This is a genomic window from Streptomyces sp. AF1A (assembly GCF_047340315.1).
In the GTDB taxonomy this organism is placed as follows: domain Bacteria; phylum Actinomycetota; class Actinomycetes; order Streptomycetales; family Streptomycetaceae; genus Streptomyces.
In genome coordinates this window covers 63,583-79,651 of the sequence record NZ_JBLEBI010000004.1, presented here as the reverse complement: position 1 = coordinate 79,651, position 16,069 = coordinate 63,583, and the positions used below count along the sequence as shown (strand labels likewise).

Below are 16,069 nucleotides of genomic sequence, written 5' to 3'. Positions count from 1 at the left end.
CCGCGAAGGGGACCGCCGCGAAGGGGACCGGGGCGGGCGCCCCGGAGGGCGCGCCGGGGCGCGTGAAGCCGGCGGAGACCCTCGCTTCCGCCGGGGCTTCCCCAACCGTGCGTGGACGGGACACAGTAGACCCTTCTCACACTTGGCGGGGTAGGGCTTGCTTGTTATTACCGACGGGTAGCATCATCGTAGCTACTTGTTGGTACGTGAACCAGTTGCGAGGAGTCAGTGCCTCGCCGATCCCTCAACGGAGCCGTCGCCATGGGGCACTACAAGTCGAATCTCCGCGACATCGAGTTCAACCTCTTCGAAGTACTCGGCCGCGACCAGGTGTACGGCACCGGCCCGTTCGGCGAGATGGACGTCGAGACCGCCAAGAGCGTCCTGGAGGAGCTGACCCGCCTCGCGGAGAACGAGCTGGCCGAGTCCTTCGCCGACGCCGACCGCAACCCGCCCGTCTTCGACCCGGAGACCAACACGGCGCCGGTCCCCGCGTCCTTCAAGAAGAGCTACCAGGCCTTCATGGACTCCGAGTACTGGCGGCTCGGCCTGCCCGAGGAGATCGGCGGCACCACCTCGCCGCGCTCCCTCATCTGGGCCTACGCCGAGCTGATCCTGGGCGCCAACCCGGCCGTGTGGATGTACTCCTCGGGCCCCGCGTTCGCCGGCATCCTCTTCGAGGAGGGCAACGAGGTCCAGAAGCACATCGCCAAGATCGCCGTGGAGAAGCAGTGGGGCTCCACGATGGTGCTCACCGAGCCCGACGCGGGCTCCGACGTGGGCGCCGGCCGCACCAAGGCGGTCCAGCAGGAGGACGGCTCCTGGCACATCGAGGGCGTGAAGCGCTTCATCACCTCCGGTGAGCACGACATGTCGGAGAACATCCTCCACTACGTGCTCGCGCGCCCCGAGGGCGCCGGCCCCGGCACCAAGGGGCTGTCCCTCTTCCTCGTGCCGAAGTACCTGTTCGACTTCGAGACCGGTGAGCTGGGCGAGCGCAACGGCGTCTACGCCACCAACGTCGAGCACAAGATGGGCCTGAAGGCCTCCAACACCTGCGAGATGACCTTCGGCGACAAGCACCCCGCCAAGGGCTGGCTCATCGGCGACAAGCACGACGGCATCCGCCAGATGTTCCGCATCATCGAGTTCGCCCGCATGATGGTCGGCACGAAGGCGATCTCCACGCTCTCCACCGGCTACCTGAACGCGCTGGAGTACGCCAAGGAGCGCGTCCAGGGCCCGGACCTCGCGAACTTCATGGACAAGAGCGCGCCCAAGGTCACCATCACCCACCACCCGGACGTGCGCCGCTCCCTGATGACGCAGAAGGCGTACGCGGAGGGCATGCGCGCCCTGGTGATGTACACCGCCTCGGTCCAGGACGCCATCCAGATCAAGGAGGCGAACGGCGAGGACGCCTCCGCCGAGCACGCCCTGAACGACCTGCTGCTGCCCATCGTCAAGGGCTACGGCTCCGAGAAGGCCTACGAGCAGCTCGCCCAGTCGCTGCAGACCTTCGGCGGCTCCGGCTTCCTGCAGGAGTACCCGATCGAGCAGTACATCCGGGACTCCAAGATCGACACCCTGTACGAGGGCACCACGGCGATCCAGGGCCAGGACTACTTCTTCCGCAAGATCGTCCGCAACCAGGGCGCCGCGCTGAACTCGCTCGCCGAGGACATCAAGAAGTTCCTGGCGCTCGGCACCGGCGGCGAGGAGCTGGCGGGCGCCCGCGAGCACCTGGCCAAGGCCGCCGTGGAGCTGGAGGCGATCGTCGGCCTGATGCTGACCGACCTCGCCGCCACCGAGCAGGACACCAAGAACATCTACAAGGTGGGCCTGAACACCACCCGCCTGCTGCTCGCCTCCGGTGACGTCGTCGTCGGCTACCTGCTGCTCAAGGGCGCCGCCGTCGCCGCCGAGAAGCTCGCCACCGCCTCCTCGAAGGACAAGGCCTTCTACACCGGCAAGATCGCCGCGGCGAAGTTCTTCGCGGCGAACGTCCTGCCGGGCGTCACGCTCGCCCGCAAGGTCGCCGAGAACGTCGAGCTGGACCTGATGGAACTGGACGAGGCCGCGTTCTAGACGCTCCAGACCTTCCGGACGTCCCCGTCGATTCCCGCACGGGCCCGCTCCCCTTACCGGGGGTGGGCCCGTGCACGTCGTTAAGGTGAATCCCATGAGCGCACCAGCCCGCTTCGACCGCGGCCACACCGACGACCTGATGTCCTTCCTGGCGGCGAGCCCATCGCCGTACCACGCCGTGGCGAACGTCGCCGAGCGGCTGGAGAAGTCGGGCTTTCGGCAGGTCGCCGAGACGGACGCCTGGGACGCGACGAGCGGCGGCCGGTACGTGCTGCGCGGCGGCGCGATCGTGGCCTGGTACGTCCCCGAGGGCGCCGAACCGCACACGCCGTTCCACATCATCGGCGCGCACACCGACTCCCCCAACCTCAGGATCAAGCCGCGCCCGGACAGCGGGGCGCACGGCTGGCGCCAGGTCGCCGTGGAGATCTACGGCGGCCCGCTGATGAACTCCTGGCTGGACCGGGACCTGGGCCTGGCCGGCCGGCTGACCCTGCGCGACGGCTCCACGGTCCTGGTCGACGTGGACCGGCCGCTGCTGCGGGTGCCGCAGCTCGCCATCCACCTGGACCGCTCGGTCAGCACCGACGGGCTCAAGCTGGACAAGCAGCGGCATCTGCAGCCGGTGTGGGGGCTCGGCGACGACGTGCTCGACGGCGACCTGATCGCCTTCCTGGAGCGGGAGGCCGGGGTCACGGCCGGCTCGGTGGCCGGCTGGGACCTGATGGTGCATCCGGTGGAGCCGCCGGCCTACCTCGGCCGGGACCGGGAACTCCTCGCCGGGCCCCGCATGGACAACCTGCTGTCGGTGCACGCCGGCGCGGCCGCGCTCGCCGCCGCCGCGGCCTCCGGCGCCGCGCTCACCCACATCCCGGTGCTGGCCGCCTTCGACCACGAGGAGAACGGCTCCCAGTCCGACACCGGCGCGGACGGCCCGCTGCTCGGCACCACGCTGGAGCGCTCCGTCTTCGCGCGCGGCGGATCGTACGAGGACCGGGCCCGCGCCTTCGCCGGCACGGTCTGCCTCTCCTCCGACACCGGCCACGCCGTGCACCCCAACTACGCGGAGCGGCACGACCCGACGCACCACCCGCGGGTCAACGGCGGCCCGATCCTGAAGGTGAACGTCAACAACCGCTACGCCACGGACGGTTCGGGCCGCGCGGTGTTCGCCGCGGCCTGCGAGAAGGCGGGCGTGCCCTTCCAGTCGTTCGTCTCCAACAACTCCATGCCGTGCGGCACCACGATCGGCCCGATCACCGCGGCCCGCCACGGCATCCGCACCGTCGACATCGGCGTCGCCATCCTCTCCATGCACAGCGCGCGCGAACTGTGCGGCGCCGACGACCCGTTCCTGCTGGCGAACGCCCTGACGGCCTTTCTGGAGGGCTAGTACGGGGTCCGCCGGGTACCCGCACGGCACCGGAGATTCCGGAAACCGTAAGGGGAGGCGAGGTTCATGGGGCTCGGCGGATGCATCATCCTCATCGCCGTGGGTGCCATCCTGACGTTCGCGACCGACTGGCACATGCACGGCGTCAACCTGACCGTCGTCGGCGTCATCCTGATGGCCGTGGGCCTGATCGGCGTCGCGACGTTCAGCGGCATCGCACGCCGCCGGCGCGTCGTGATGCCGCCGACGCCGGTGGTGGAGGAGGAACCGCACCACCGTCACCACCACGTCGACGGCTACAGCGACGGCTACGGCGTCTGAGACGCCTGCCTACTGCTCGTCCATCCCGGCGAGGACGAGCGGCAGGCGGTCCGTCGCACCCTCGGTGAGACGCACCGGGACGCCCCAGTCCTGCTGGTGGACATGGCAGGCGGGGTACTCCTTGGCCGGGTCGTCGTCGCAGGAGGCGGCCATCGCCGAGACGTGCAGGACGCCTTCCGTGACCGCCGGGTTCAGCTCCAGTTCGCGGGAGAGGTCCGTGCCGGCGCCCTCGCCCTTGAGCAGCAGTTCGGGCGGGGTCGAGGAGACCAGCAGCCGGGTGGACGGGCCGTAGCGCGTGTCCAGCTTCTGGCCGGCCGGGGCCTGGAAGACGACGTCCAGCAGCAGTCTGCCCGGACTCACCTCCGTGGCCTCACGCCGGGTGCGGTGGGCGACCGACGCCACGCGCACCGCCTCCTCGGGCAGCCGCAGCCGGGTCAGCCGGTGCCGGGCCGACTCCACCACCACGATGTCCTCGCCCACGAGCACGGCGTCGCTGGGCTCGCGCAGATCCGTGGCCAGGGTCGTGACCTCGCCGGTCGCCGGGTCGTAGCGGCGCAGGGCGTGGTTGTAGGTGTCCGAGACGGCGACCGAGCCGTCGGGGAGCGCGGTGACCCCGAGCGGGTGCTGGAACAGGGCCTGCCCGGCGGCGCCGTCCCGGTGCCCGAAGTCGAACAGGCCGGTGCCGACGGCGGTGCGCACCTGCCCGTCGAGGTCCACCCAGCGCAACGCGGAGGTCTCCGAGTCGGCGAGCCACAGCCGGTCGGCGGTCGCCGCGAGGCCGGAGGGCTGGGCGAACCAGGCCTCGGCGCCCGGGCCGTCGACCAGGCCCTCGTTGGTGGTGCCGGCCGCCACGGCGACGGTGCCGGCGGCGGGGTCGTACGTCCACAGCTGGTGGACGCCCGCCATGGCGATCCACACCTTGCCGCCGAAGACCGCCACGTCCCAGGGGGAGGACAGGTCGACCTCGCGCGCCGGGCCCGAGGTGTCCGAGCCCTGCCGCCACTGCCTCCCGGTACCGGCCAGGGTGGTCACCTCGCCTGTGGCGAGGTCCACGCGGCGCAGGGCGTGGTTGACGGTGTCGGCGACGACCACCGACCCGTCCTCCCACAGGGCCAGGCCCTGCGGCTCGCTGAAGGAAGCCGTCCCGGGGCCGCCGTCCGCAAAGCCGCGCGCGCCGCTGCCGATCCGCCGGACGACCGTCTCGGCGTCCTCGGCCAGCTCCACCAGCTGGTGCCGGGTGGTGTCGCTGACCAGGAACGTGCCCGACGGAAGCAGCAGGGCCTTGCCGGGGAAGCGGAGGGTGGTCGGCTCGGGCTCCGGCGGCGTGTACGGCCCGTCGCCGCGGCGCAACGTCCCCTTCGCCGCGTGCTCGGCCTCCAGCTCCTCGACCAGCCGCTCGATGGCGTGCGCGTGCCCCTCGCCCGCGTGCTGGGCGACGACATACCCCTCGGGGTCGATCACCACGAGCGTCGGCCAGGCCCGCACCGCGTACTGCTTCCAGGTGGCCAGCTCCGGGTCGTCCAGCACCGGGTGCTCGACGCCGTAGCGCTCCACCGCGTCCGCCACCGCCCGGTGATCGGCCTCGTGCACGAACTTGGGCGAGTGCACCCCGATGACCACCACCGTGTCCCGGTGCTTGTCCTCCACCGCGCGCAGCTCGTCGAGGACGTGCAGGCAGTTGATGCAGCAGAAGGTCCAGAAGTCCAGCACGACGATGCGTCCCCGCAGGTCGGCCAGGGTGTACTGGTGGTCGCCGGTGTTCAGCCATCCGCCCTTGCCGATCAGCTCGGGGGCGCGGACGCGTACGCGCTTCGTCATTCGTCCAGCATCGCCGACCGCCACGTGAACGCGAAAACGCCCCCCTCGTGGGCGGGGGCGTTCGCGTTCCAGTGGCGCTGTCGGGCGTCGTCGCCCGCCCCGATCACGGCACAGCCACCACACCAGTCCTGCGAACGGCGGCGAGCGGTGCAGGCGTCGCGGTGGGTCGGGGCTCGCGGCCCTTCGGGGCCTTCCGCCCGGCCTTGGGCTTCGCAGCCGGGACCGGCGCGGGAGCAATCGGCGTCGTGGGCTCAGGTGCGCGGCGTGCACGATTTCCGCACGTGGCACCGGTGGCGACCAGCTCCCCGTACACGTCCTGCATGCCGCAAGCGGGCCAGCCGGAGTGGTCAGATGTGGTTCGCGCCCAGGAGAGCTTCGCTCAATGCGCGCCACGTGCGCCAGCGGGGCCGGCACCAGGAGATTCCCGTCCGACGGCACGCTGTCACCTCTCGGGTCACCGGAGATTTCGCCGCGTACGGGCAGACGGACCACCGAATTCAGACCTTGGCCCCGGCTGGCCGGCAGTCGGCGCGGCTGAAAAGCCCGTTGGCAGTCCCGAGGTGGTCGCGGCGCGCAGCGGCCCGGGCACGGCGGCCGGCCTCGGGGCCCGGCCGCGACGGGTGACCGGACTCGGCCCGTCGGACCACCGCGGGCGGTCCGGGGCGGCGGGGCCGTGACGACGGGCGCGCCGCGGGGAACGGTAGCCGCATGAGACTCCTCGTACGCGACCGGCTCCTCGGCATCGGCGACGACTACTGGATCGAGGACGAGCACGGCCACAAGGTCTTCCTCGTCGACGGCAAGGCCATGCGGCTGCGGGACACCTTCCAGCTGAAGGACGCCCAGGGGCGCATCCTGATCGACATCCACCAGAAGATGCTCGCCCTGCGCGACACCATGGTGATCGAGCGGGCGGGCGAGGGCCTGGCCACCATCAGGCGCAAGCGGCTCTCCCTGCTGCGCAACCACTACCGGGTGTCCCTGGTCGACGGCACGGAGCTGGACGTCAGCGGCAAGATCCTCGACCACGAGTTCGCCATCGAGTACGACGGCGAACTCCTCGCGGTGATCTCCCGCCGCTGGCTGACCGTGCGGGACACCTACGGCGTCGACATCGTGCGCGACGACGCCGACCCGGCCCTGCTCATCGCCATCGCGGTCTGTGTGATCCACCTGGCGCAGAAGGAGCGCGAGGAGGACTGACGGCGGGCTAGCGGTGCCGGGGCGGTTCGAGGCCCAGCACCCGGTCCTTCAGGGCGGGGAACTGCTCACGGGTCGCCGTCACCTTCGCCGGGTCGAACTCGACCGTGAGGACCTCCTCGCCCGGCCCGGCCTCGGCCAGCACCTCGCCCCACGGATCGACCACGATCGAGTGACCCGCCTGCGGAACTGAGGCATGGGTCCCGGCCGTTCCACAGGCGAGCACGAACGCCTGGTTCTCCACCGCCCGCGCCTGAGCCAGCAGCGTCCAGTGCGCGCGGCGCCGCTCGGGCCAGCCCGCGGGGAGCACCAGCACCTCGGCGCCGGCGTCGACGAGACCGCGGAAGAGCTCGGGGAAACGGAGGTCGTAGCAGGTGCCCAGGCCGAGCGTGGCCCCGGGCAGCCGGACCGTCACCAGGTCGCGCCCGGCGCCCATCAGCACGGCCTCGCCCTTGTCGAAGCCGAACCGGTGGATCTTGCGGTAGGCGGCGGCGAGCTCACCGGAGGGGGAGAAGACGAGAGAGGTGTTGTAGAGCGGCCCGTCGGGGTCCCGCTCCGGAATGGACCCGGCGTGCAGCCACACGCCCGCGTCGCTCGCGGCCTTGGCCATCGTCTCGTACGTCGGCCCCTCGAGGGGCTCGGCCTCGCGGCCGAACTCCTCGTAGGCGAAGGCACCGGTGGTCCACAGCTCGGGCAGGACCACGAGGTCGGCGCCGGCCTGCTCCCGCACCAGCGAGGCCGCTCGCCGCCTGCGCGAATCGACCGATTCCGCCTCGTCGACGGCGATCTGGATCAAAGAGGCGCGCACACTACCACCGTCCTGGCATTCGAGTCGTCCACACGGGCCTACGATCGTCACACGAAAGCACTGCCGGGGTGCCTGCCAGCAGCGTAACTTAGCCTCTCAAGACGCCCGCGAAGTGCAGCCGCCGCCCGCCGGCAACGCCGCCACAACCTGCCCGTGTACCGACCGCCGAGGGGTCCCGTTCCGTGAGTCTGCATCCCACCCTCCAGCCCTACGCCGACGCCTGGACGCACTCCGTCGAAGCGATATCCGAGATGGTGCAGCCCCTGGCCGAGGGCGACTGGAACCGGCGGACACCCTGCCCCGGCTGGTCGGTGCGGGACATCGTGTCCCACGTCATCGGCATGGACTGCGAGATGCTCGGCGACCCGCGCCCGATCCACTCCCTGCCCCGCGACCTCTTCCACGTGACCAACGAGCACCAGCGCTACATGGAGATGCAGGTCGACATCCGCCGGCACCACACGGCACCGGAGATGACGGCCGAGCTGGAGTACACGATCATCCGCCGCAACCGGCAGCTGCGCACCGAGACCCGCGACCCCGGCAGCAAGGTGCGCGCCCCGATGGGCACGGAGGTCACCCTCGAACAGGCCTACCGCAACCGGGCGTTCGACGTCTGGGTGCACGAACAGGACCTGCGCACGGCCCTCGGCCGCCCCGGAAACCTCGACTCGCCGGGCGCGCTCATCACCCGGGACTTCCTGCTGGACGCGCTGCCCAAGGTGGTGGCGAAGGACGCCGGCGCGCCGCGGAGTTCCGCCGTCGTCTTCGACGTGCACGGCCCGGTCGAGTTCCTGCGCACCGTCCGCGTCGACATCCAGGGCCGGGGCACCCTCGAGACCGCTCCGGCCCTCGGCCCGGTGGCCACCCTCACCCTCGACTGGGAGACCTACGTCCGCCTGGCCTGCGGACGCGTGACCCCGGAAGCGGTGTCCGACCGCATCAAGACGGAGGGCGACCAGGACGTCGCGACGGCGATACTGCGGAACTTCACGGTGACCCCGTGACCGCCGTGCCCGGCACGCCCCTGCCGCCCCGGCTCTCCCGGCTCACCTTCCACGGCCCCCTCTCCGAGTCCCGCGCGGCCGCCATGGTCCGGCGGCTCGCGGCGACCCACCCGCGCACGGTGCTGGACATCGGCTGCGGCTGGGCCGAGTTGCTGCTGCGCGTACTGGCCGCCGTGCCGGACGCCCGCGGCACCGGCATCGACGTGAACGGCAAGGACCTCGACCGGGCCCGGCGCAACGCCGAGGCCCGCGGGCTCACGGAACGCGTCGAGTTCGTCGGGGAGTCGGCGCTGCGGACCCGGCGGGGCCCCGCCGACCTGGTGCTGTGCCTCGGCGCGAGTCAGGCGCTGAGCACGGCCGAGCCACCCACCGTCGAGGCCCTGCGCGAGCTGCGCCGGCTGGTCACCGACGGCGGCCGCGTGCTGCTCGGCGAGGGCTTCTGGCAGCGCCCGCCGAACAAGACCGAGCTGTCCGGCATGTGGCCGGGCGCCACCGCCGCCGACCACTACGACCTCGCGACCCTCGTCGACCTCGCCGTCGAAGCCGGTTTCCGGCCCGAGTGGACCGAGACGGCGACCCTCGCGGAGTGGGAGGAGTTCGAGTCGGCGTACCAGGCCGACCTGGAGGTCTGGCTCGCCGGGCACCCGGAGCACCCGCTGGCGCCCGAAACCCGCGAGCGCCTCGACCGGCACCGGGCCCAGTGGATGAGCTACCGGGGCGTCCTCGGCCTGGCGTACCTCACGCTGGTACCGGACCAGCGGAGCCCTGCCGGGTGAGCGCCCGGACGGTGGTGAGGTGTGCGGGAAGCTCGGAAGCTCTCCTCCGCCCTGTCACCGGCATCGGGGGCTGCTCGCTGTCGCGTACACGTGGAATGGCGGGCACTGCGACAACGTGCCGAGCGGAGGAAGGCGACGGCACCGACGGACGGACGGCACCGTTGGACCGCACCGCCGGCTCACGCGGCCGGACCGCACCGCCGGCTCACGCGGCCGGTACGTGCACCGTTTCCACGCGGCTTGCCACGAGGCGCTCGCGTTCGCGGCGGGCCGCACGGCTTCGCAGCCGGAGGATCTGGCTGATGCCGAGGGCCTGGAGGACGAAGACGGCGGAGAAGGCCACGGTGTAGTCGTCGCCGGTCGCGTCCAGCAGCACCCCGATCGCGAACAGCGTCGTCATCGAGGCGATGAAACCACCCATGTTGGTGATCCCGGAGGCGGTGCCCTGTCGCTCGGGCGGGTTGGCCGGGCGGGCGAAGTCGAAGCCGAGCATCGAGGCGGGCCCGCACGCCCCGAGCACCGTGCACAGCACCACCAGCAGCCACAGGGGCGCGTGCGCGCCGGGGTACGCCAGCGTCGTCGCCCACAGCAGCGCGGTCGCGGCCGCCGTGCCCAGCGCCAGCGGCATCCGCGCCGCATGGTGCCGGGCGACGATCTGGCCGTAGACGAGCCCGATCACCATGTTGGACAGCACGACCAGAGTGAGCAGCTCACCGGCGGTGGCGCGGCTCAGACCCTGCGCCTGGACCAGGAAGGGCAGGCCCCACAGCAGCAGGAACACCATCGCCGGGAACTGGGTGGTGAAGTGCACCCACATCCCCAGGCGAGTGCCCGGCTCGCGCCAGGCCGCGGCGATCTGCCGGCGGACGTAGGCGGCGCCCTGGTGCGGGGACGGCCCCGGCTCGTACCCCTCGGGGTGGTCCTTGAGGAACAGCAGCGTCAGCGCGAGGACGACGACACCGGCCAGCGCGCTGCCCGCGAACGCCGGCGTCCAGCCGATGCCGTGCAGCAGCCGGGCCAGCACGAGGGTGGAGACCAGGTTGCCCGCCATGCCGACCAGGCCCGCGAGCTGCGCGACCAGCGGTCCGCGCCGGGCCGGGAACCAGCGGGTGCCGAGCCGCAGCACGCTGATGAAGGTCATCGCGTCCCCGCAGCCCAGCAGCGCCCGGGAGGCGAGCGCGGAGCCGTACGAGGGCGAGAAGGCGAAGCCCAGCTGTCCGGCGGTGAACAGCACGGCGCCGATGCTCAGCACCTTCTTGGTGCCGAGCCGGTCCACCAGCAGGCCGACGGGTATCTGCATGCCGGCGTAGACCAGCAGCTGGAGGATCGAGAAGGCGGACAGGGCGGAGGCGTTCACGTGGAAGCGGTCGGCCGCGTCGAGCCCGGCCACGCCCAGCGACGTACGGAAGACGACAGCGACGAAGTAGACCGCGACGCCTATGGACCACACGGCGACCGCGCGCCGGCCGCCCGGCGGGTCACCCGGAAGGGTGGCCTTGCTCATCGGACCTCACCCCGCGCGAGGTGCGAGAACCAGCTCACGTGCCGATTCACGATCCCGACGGCCGCCTCCGTGTCTCCCGCGCGCAGCGCGTTCAGGATCTCCTCGTGCTCGGCGAGCGTCTTGGCGATCCGGTCGGGGTGCGAGTGCATGACGGCGACACCCATCCGCAGCTGCCGGTCGCGCAACTGGTCGTAGAGCCGGGAGAGGATCTCGTTGCCGCCGCTGCGGACGATCTCGGCGTGGAAGCAGCGGTCGGTCACCGCGGCCGCGGCCAGGTCACCCTCCGCGGCCTGCGCCTTCTGCTGCTCCAGCAGCTCGGTCAGCCGCTCGACCAGGCCCGCCGGGGCGGGTACGGCCTTGCGGGCGGCGTGCTCCTCCACCAGCAGCCGGGTCTCCACCACGTCGGCGATCTCCTGCGCGGAGACCGGCAGGACCAGGGCGCCCTTCTTCGGGTAGAGCCTGATCAGGCCCTCGACCTCCAGGCGCAGCAGCGCCTCCCGCACGGGCGTGCGGGAGACCCCGACGGCGTCGGCCAGCTCGCCCTCGGTGAGGAGGGTGCCGCCCTCATAGCGGCGGTCGAGCACGCCCTGCTTGACGTGGTTGTAGACGCGGTCGGCCGCGGGTGGCTGCTTGTTCGGAGGGGCGGAGTGCTGGACGGCCGTGTTCATGTCCACAGCATAGATACAACACGTACACAAGCATGAGCGGCGTCCACCATGCGGACGTGTCGGACGTCACTCGAAGCAAGTGCACAACCTTCTGTGCTACTTACGTGTCCCACACGTGCGGCCCCACTTTCTTGCATCTCAACTCGGCCGCACCTCAGGGGCATTCAAGACAATCGGGGTACATCACTTGATTACCGGCATTAAGGGCACCCGCCTCCGCAGAGCCACCGCCGTCGCCGTCACCTCCGGCGCGCTGCTCGCCACCGGTGCCCTCACCGCGGCGCCCGCCCAGGCCGTCACGACGCCTTCGATCGTGGCCAAGGGCGGCTACCTGATGAACAACGCGAACAGCTCCACGCTGTACACGAAGAAGGCGGACACGCCGCTGTCCACCGGCTCCACCACCAAGATCATGACTGCCAAGGTGGTGCTCGCGCAGTCGAACCTCAACCTCGACAAGAAGGTGACGATCCAGAAGGCGTACAGCGACTACGTCGTCAAGAACAACGCCTCCCAGGCGCACCTGATCGTCGGCGACAAGGTCACCGTCCGCCAGCTGCTGTACGGCCTGATGCTGCCGTCCGGCTGCGACGCCGCCTACGCGCTCGCCGACACCTACGGCTCCGGATCCACCCGCGCCGCGCGCGTGAGCAACTTCATCGGCAAGATGAACTCCGCCGCGAAGAGCCTGAAGCTGGCGCACACGCACTTCGACTCGTTCGACGGCATCGGCAAGGGCAGCAACTACTCGACGCCGCGCGACCTGACGAAGATCGCCAGCAGTGCGATGAAGAACTCCATGTTCCGCACGATCGTCAAGACGAAGTCGTACACCGCCAAGACGAAGACCAAGACGGGCAGCACCCGCACGATGAACCCGTGGATCAACACCAACGGGCTCCTCAGCAGCTACAGCGGCACCATCGGCGTGAAGACCGGCTCCGGCCCGGAGGCCAAGTACTGCCTGGTCTTCGCCGCGACCCGCAACGGCAAGACCGTCATCGGCACCGTCCTCGCCTCCTCCTCCATCACCCAGCGCGAGACGGACGCCAAGAAGCTCCTCAACTACGGCTTCGCCAGGCTCGGCTGACGCCACCCCACACCCCCGCACGGGCCCGCCGCACCAGCGCCGGGCCCGTTGCGCTGCCCGCGTCCACGGGGCACCGTGAACTTCTCCACTCACCGGGCCAACCGGAATCCGCGCGAAGTTCGGGGGAAGAACCGCTCGTTGGCGGTTCCGACGTGGTCAGTGGGAAGTCTGCCGGGAGCCGACCCTCTCGCCGAACGTCGGGGCCTTGCCCACCACCGGACGACGGAGCCCGAGGGCGACCAAACCGGCCACGGCCGGTCAACACCGAGCCCGGCCAACTCACCGCGCACAGTGACTCGTTCGTAAGATTGCGCGAACGATGAGTCACTGGCGTGACAGATGCGGGGGTGTGTGAGATGACCGTTCGGGGGACGGGTTCAGGGCCCGGCGGCGGCGCCGACCTCCGGGTGCCTTCTCAGGACCTCGCCAAACTCGCGAACGACCTCGACGACATGCAGGACCACCTCGACAAGCAGGTCCGGCGTATGGACGAGCTCGTCGACCGTATCGAGGCCGGCTGGCGGGGCCCGGCGGCGACGTCGTACCGGGAGTTCCACCGCGCGGCGGCTGAGGACGCCGTCCGTATCCGGGAAGTGATGAAGGGCCTGGAGCAGGCCGTGCGGATGAGCCGTGACGGCTTCAGCGCGGATGATCTGCACGTCTTCGAACGGATGCGGCGGATCCACGTGGACATCGACAGCGAGGTCGACAAGCTCTCCACCCCCAATACGGAAGCCGAGGGCGAACCGACCCGTCGGCGCAGCAGCCTAGACGGCTTCTGACGACTCCGACGCAACATGCCTCTCTCGTAACACAGTTACCGACACCAAGGGGGAATCATGTCGGCCGGTGCCGAAAGCGACCACATAACCGTCTCGTTTGCCACGCTCCATGAACTCGCCGTTGAACTGGAAGACATCCTCAAACAACTCGACGGCACGCTGGGAGACCTCTACAACCGCGTCGAACCAGTCGTTCTGTCCTGGAAAGGGGAGGCTCGCGAGATTTTCGTCGAAAAGCTCGATGAGTGGGACCGCTCCGCCCAGGACCTGCAAGCGGCCCAGAAGTGGTTGCACCACTACGTCACCACCGGGCACGCCAATTATTCGGCAGCACACAAAGCGGTCCTGCGCGGCTGGGGAGCCGCCTGATGGCCACTCCGGCGCCCCCCGGCCAGGCGACGATCGATGTGACGCCGTCGGTGCTCTACCAGGTCTCCACCAACGTAGCGGGCCAACAGGACCCTCTCGACCAGGGCATCAGGGCGTTTCTCGACGAGCTGGCGCGCTATCCGGACGGCGGTGGCAACGGCTCCGCCATGAAGGGCTTCACGAAGGCCTACCTGAAAGTCGCCGATCGGTTCCTCGAAGTGTGGGCCAAGTCGGTGGTGAGCGTCGGTGGCGCTGCCGTCGGATTCACCACCACCGCCAACAATTACGCCGCAGCCGACCACGCCACAAACCCCTCACCTACAGCTCCTCCGACACAGCACCCCGCCCCCCATGTGATCGACACGCCACCCAAGTACGGACCGGTCACCGATTTCAAGTGGGGAGACATTGACGCCGGTCAGAACTTCATGCAAGAGGCTCTGGAGGGGCTAGAAGGTGGAGTCCTCGCGGTCATGCGGCCCTTGCTGGAGCACGAGTGCCGCTGGGGCAGGGCGGCGAAAATCCTCCCGCTACCCAATCATCTGCGGCTGTATTCGATCTCTGAGACATGGAGGATGCCCCAAATTACTCTCAGTGCGGTGGACGGTATGCTCACCGGCCTCATCGGCGGCATCACCAACCAGGCCAACCAGGAGTGGTATGACGCGATGCGGCAGTTCTGCAGCACGCTGTGGGGAACTTCTGCATGGGGACAGACCCGAGAGGGCTATGACTGGAAGAACGACGGCGCACACAAGAAGGGGACCAGCCATCCCGTGTTCGCTGTCCTGTTCGACACCTGCGACGCCATGTCCGACGCCGTGTTCCACGTGGCGCAAGCCGCGGAAGATGTCCGCAACGACTTGCATCGGATTTACCGGCAAGCTGTAGAGGACAGCATCAAGCAGCTCGATCCGCGAGAACTGGACGTCACCGACGCCAAGAGTCTCGCCAAAGGGCTGTGGGAGATGGGAAAAGGCCTGGTCGCAGATGTGTCGGTCGGAATCGTCCTGAATATCGACGAGGGCGCCATGAACGACGCCGTCGACACATACAACAACCGAATTCACCGCCAGAGGCGGCGCATAAAGAACCTCATTCCAGCGCTGGACGAGGCTTACGCGAGTGCGCCGACCTTCATTGCCGAATCAGCCAGGGCGGAGGCGTTCGGGGCACGAGCACTGACCGACTTCAAAGGAAACCCGCTCTACACCGTGCCGGGGGACAGCGAAGCCAACCACACATACCCGATCGACCTGGCAAATCAGGAGGGCGTCCACGGGAGCCACGTCATCGATAAACACGTGGGAAAAACCGACGAGCAACTCGCGCAGCGACTCAGAGACCAGTCGTCGATTCCCGCCGCCTCCAGCTTCACCGATCTGACATCCGCGCAGAAATATACACAGGACACGGTGGAATACGTGGGACCGCCCGTCAATTCAGGTCAGAAGAACGAAGGCGTCAATAATCAGGAAATGATCAAGAAGTGGCTCTCCAAGCCGCGTAAGGATAATTCGATCCTGAAGTTGGACCCGGTGGAGTTCACTTCCGTGACGGGCCGTACCATCGAAGCAGGCAACCCGAAGGCGAGCGCGGCGCAGGACGCGCACTCTGTAGAGGTGGTACTCAAGTACAAGAACGGCCTGCACCCACCCTACGTGGTCTACACGTCCATGCCGAGGCTGCCGTGAGCACACCGCGGGAGGATTGGTGACAAAGAGGAATGCAGGTCTGCACGCCTGCGCACGGGGGCATTTCGACGAACGTCAGTCCTTCGCCGCGCTGGTGGCACGCAGAGGCGCGGACTGGTGCGACATCGTAATGGAAACAATCCAGGGAAATCCTGTACTCCGAGAGGTCGACCGCGGGGAACTGCGAGATTCTGTTCTGGAGGTATCCCCCGCCCAAGCCCTGGAGCTGGCCAGGCTTATTTCGGCCGGGTCTCTTCTGTATGGCCCTCACGAATCCCTTCGCGTACCGGATATGGAACGCGATGCCTGCCTGCGGGAACTGTTGAGGGCCGTAGGAGACGGGGCACGTTTCTTCACCAATCATGGGCATGCGGAAGACGGTGAAGAGGCAGATTTTCTGGCTTCCTCCTTCCACGCCAATGTCCTCGCCGGCACCACCATCGACATCTGCCTCATCGGAGTGTCGGATGAGAATGTCCTGGTGCTCTGGCGTTTCGAGGACGACTGACCCGTCCGCGTCGGCCAACGGCCGCCCCCCAGCACCCAGGAAA

The 16,069-nt window shown here is 69.3% G+C and carries 15 protein-coding genes; 11 read left to right on the top strand and 4 right to left on the bottom strand.

The window, feature by feature from the left end; all coding sequences use genetic code 11:
- The first annotated feature begins 261 nt into the window (after window positions 1-261).
- From ACLU3S_RS02655 to ACLU3S_RS02645, 3 genes are all read left to right on the top strand, one after another.
- Window positions 262-2,088, top strand: a complete 1,827-nt coding sequence (locus tag ACLU3S_RS02655; protein WP_413950080.1) for an acyl-CoA dehydrogenase — start codon at window positions 262-264, stop codon at window positions 2,086-2,088.
- A gap of 94 nt (window positions 2,089-2,182) precedes the next feature.
- Window positions 2,183-3,481, top strand: a complete 1,299-nt coding sequence (locus ACLU3S_RS02650; RefSeq protein ID WP_413950048.1) for a M18 family aminopeptidase — start codon at window positions 2,183-2,185, stop codon at window positions 3,479-3,481.
- A gap of 66 nt (window positions 3,482-3,547) precedes the next feature.
- Window positions 3,548-3,802, top strand: coding sequence for a DUF6458 family protein (locus tag ACLU3S_RS02645; RefSeq protein WP_413950047.1), 255 nt, complete (start codon window positions 3,548-3,550; stop codon window positions 3,800-3,802).
- 9 nt (window positions 3,803-3,811) lie between these two features.
- On the opposite strand, the gene ACLU3S_RS02640 is transcribed toward ACLU3S_RS02645, so the two are convergent.
- Window positions 3,812-5,620 carry an NHL domain-containing thioredoxin family protein gene (locus ACLU3S_RS02640; RefSeq protein ID WP_413950046.1) on the bottom strand — a complete coding sequence of 603 codons (1,809 nt, stop codon included), beginning with the start codon at window positions 5,618-5,620 and terminating at the stop codon, window positions 3,812-3,814.
- Window positions 5,621-6,328: 708 nt separating this feature from the next.
- Here ACLU3S_RS02640 and ACLU3S_RS02635 point away from each other — a divergent pair.
- Window positions 6,329-6,823, top strand: a complete 495-nt coding sequence (locus ACLU3S_RS02635; protein ID WP_413950045.1) for an LURP-one-related/scramblase family protein — start codon at window positions 6,329-6,331, stop codon at window positions 6,821-6,823.
- Between the two features lie 7 nt (window positions 6,824-6,830).
- Here ACLU3S_RS02635 and ACLU3S_RS02630 read toward each other — a convergent pair whose 3' ends face one another.
- A complete protein-coding gene (locus ACLU3S_RS02630; RefSeq protein WP_413950044.1) occupies window positions 6,831-7,628 on the bottom strand; it encodes a carbon-nitrogen family hydrolase in 798 nt (265 codons plus the stop codon).
- Window positions 7,629-7,810: 182 nt separating this feature from the next.
- On the opposite strand from ACLU3S_RS02630, the gene ACLU3S_RS02625 reads away from it, so the two are divergent.
- Both ACLU3S_RS02625 and ACLU3S_RS02620 read left to right on the top strand, forming a co-directional pair.
- Window positions 7,811-8,635, top strand: coding sequence for a maleylpyruvate isomerase family mycothiol-dependent enzyme (locus tag ACLU3S_RS02625; protein WP_413950043.1), 825 nt, complete (start codon window positions 7,811-7,813; stop codon window positions 8,633-8,635).
- Complete coding sequence (locus ACLU3S_RS02620) at window positions 8,632-9,411, top strand: SAM-dependent methyltransferase (RefSeq protein WP_413950042.1); 780 nt, start codon at window positions 8,632-8,634, stop codon at window positions 9,409-9,411. Before ACLU3S_RS02625 ends, ACLU3S_RS02620 begins: the two co-directional genes overlap by 4 nt.
- 205 nt (window positions 9,412-9,616) lie before the next feature.
- On the opposite strand, the gene ACLU3S_RS02615 is transcribed toward ACLU3S_RS02620, so the two are convergent.
- Entirely contained in the window at window positions 9,617-10,915 is a 1,299-nt protein-coding gene (locus tag ACLU3S_RS02615) for an MFS transporter (protein WP_413950041.1), read from the bottom strand.
- Window positions 10,912-11,583 carry a GntR family transcriptional regulator gene (locus ACLU3S_RS02610; protein WP_413950040.1) on the bottom strand — a complete coding sequence of 224 codons (672 nt, stop codon included), beginning with the start codon at window positions 11,581-11,583 and terminating at the stop codon, window positions 10,912-10,914. The genes ACLU3S_RS02615 and ACLU3S_RS02610 overlap by 4 nt, the downstream gene beginning before the upstream one ends.
- A 187-nt stretch (window positions 11,584-11,770) precedes the next feature.
- On the opposite strand from ACLU3S_RS02610, the gene ACLU3S_RS02605 reads away from it, so the two are divergent.
- From ACLU3S_RS02605 to ACLU3S_RS02585, 5 genes are all read left to right on the top strand, one after another.
- On the top strand, window positions 11,771-12,673 hold the full coding sequence (locus ACLU3S_RS02605) for a D-alanyl-D-alanine carboxypeptidase family protein (RefSeq protein ID WP_413950039.1): 903 nt from the start codon (window positions 11,771-11,773) through the stop codon (window positions 12,671-12,673).
- A 356-nt stretch (window positions 12,674-13,029) separates the two neighbouring features.
- Window positions 13,030-13,455 carry a WXG100 family type VII secretion target gene (locus ACLU3S_RS02600; RefSeq protein WP_413950038.1) on the top strand — a complete coding sequence of 142 codons (426 nt, stop codon included), beginning with the start codon at window positions 13,030-13,032 and terminating at the stop codon, window positions 13,453-13,455.
- A gap of 57 nt (window positions 13,456-13,512) precedes the next feature.
- Window positions 13,513-13,824 (top strand): WXG100 family type VII secretion target, encoded by a 312-nt coding sequence (locus ACLU3S_RS02595; RefSeq protein ID WP_413950037.1) that lies wholly within the window; start codon window positions 13,513-13,515, stop codon window positions 13,822-13,824.
- Window positions 13,824-15,518 carry an RNase A-like domain-containing protein gene (locus ACLU3S_RS02590; RefSeq protein ID WP_413950036.1) on the top strand — a complete coding sequence of 565 codons (1,695 nt, stop codon included), beginning with the start codon at window positions 13,824-13,826 and terminating at the stop codon, window positions 15,516-15,518. The genes ACLU3S_RS02595 and ACLU3S_RS02590 overlap by 1 nt, the downstream gene beginning before the upstream one ends.
- A 19-nt stretch (window positions 15,519-15,537) precedes the next feature.
- A complete protein-coding gene (locus tag ACLU3S_RS02585; RefSeq protein WP_413950035.1) occupies window positions 15,538-16,026 on the top strand; it encodes a hypothetical protein in 489 nt (162 codons plus the stop codon).
- Window positions 16,027-16,069: the final 43 nt, after the last annotated feature.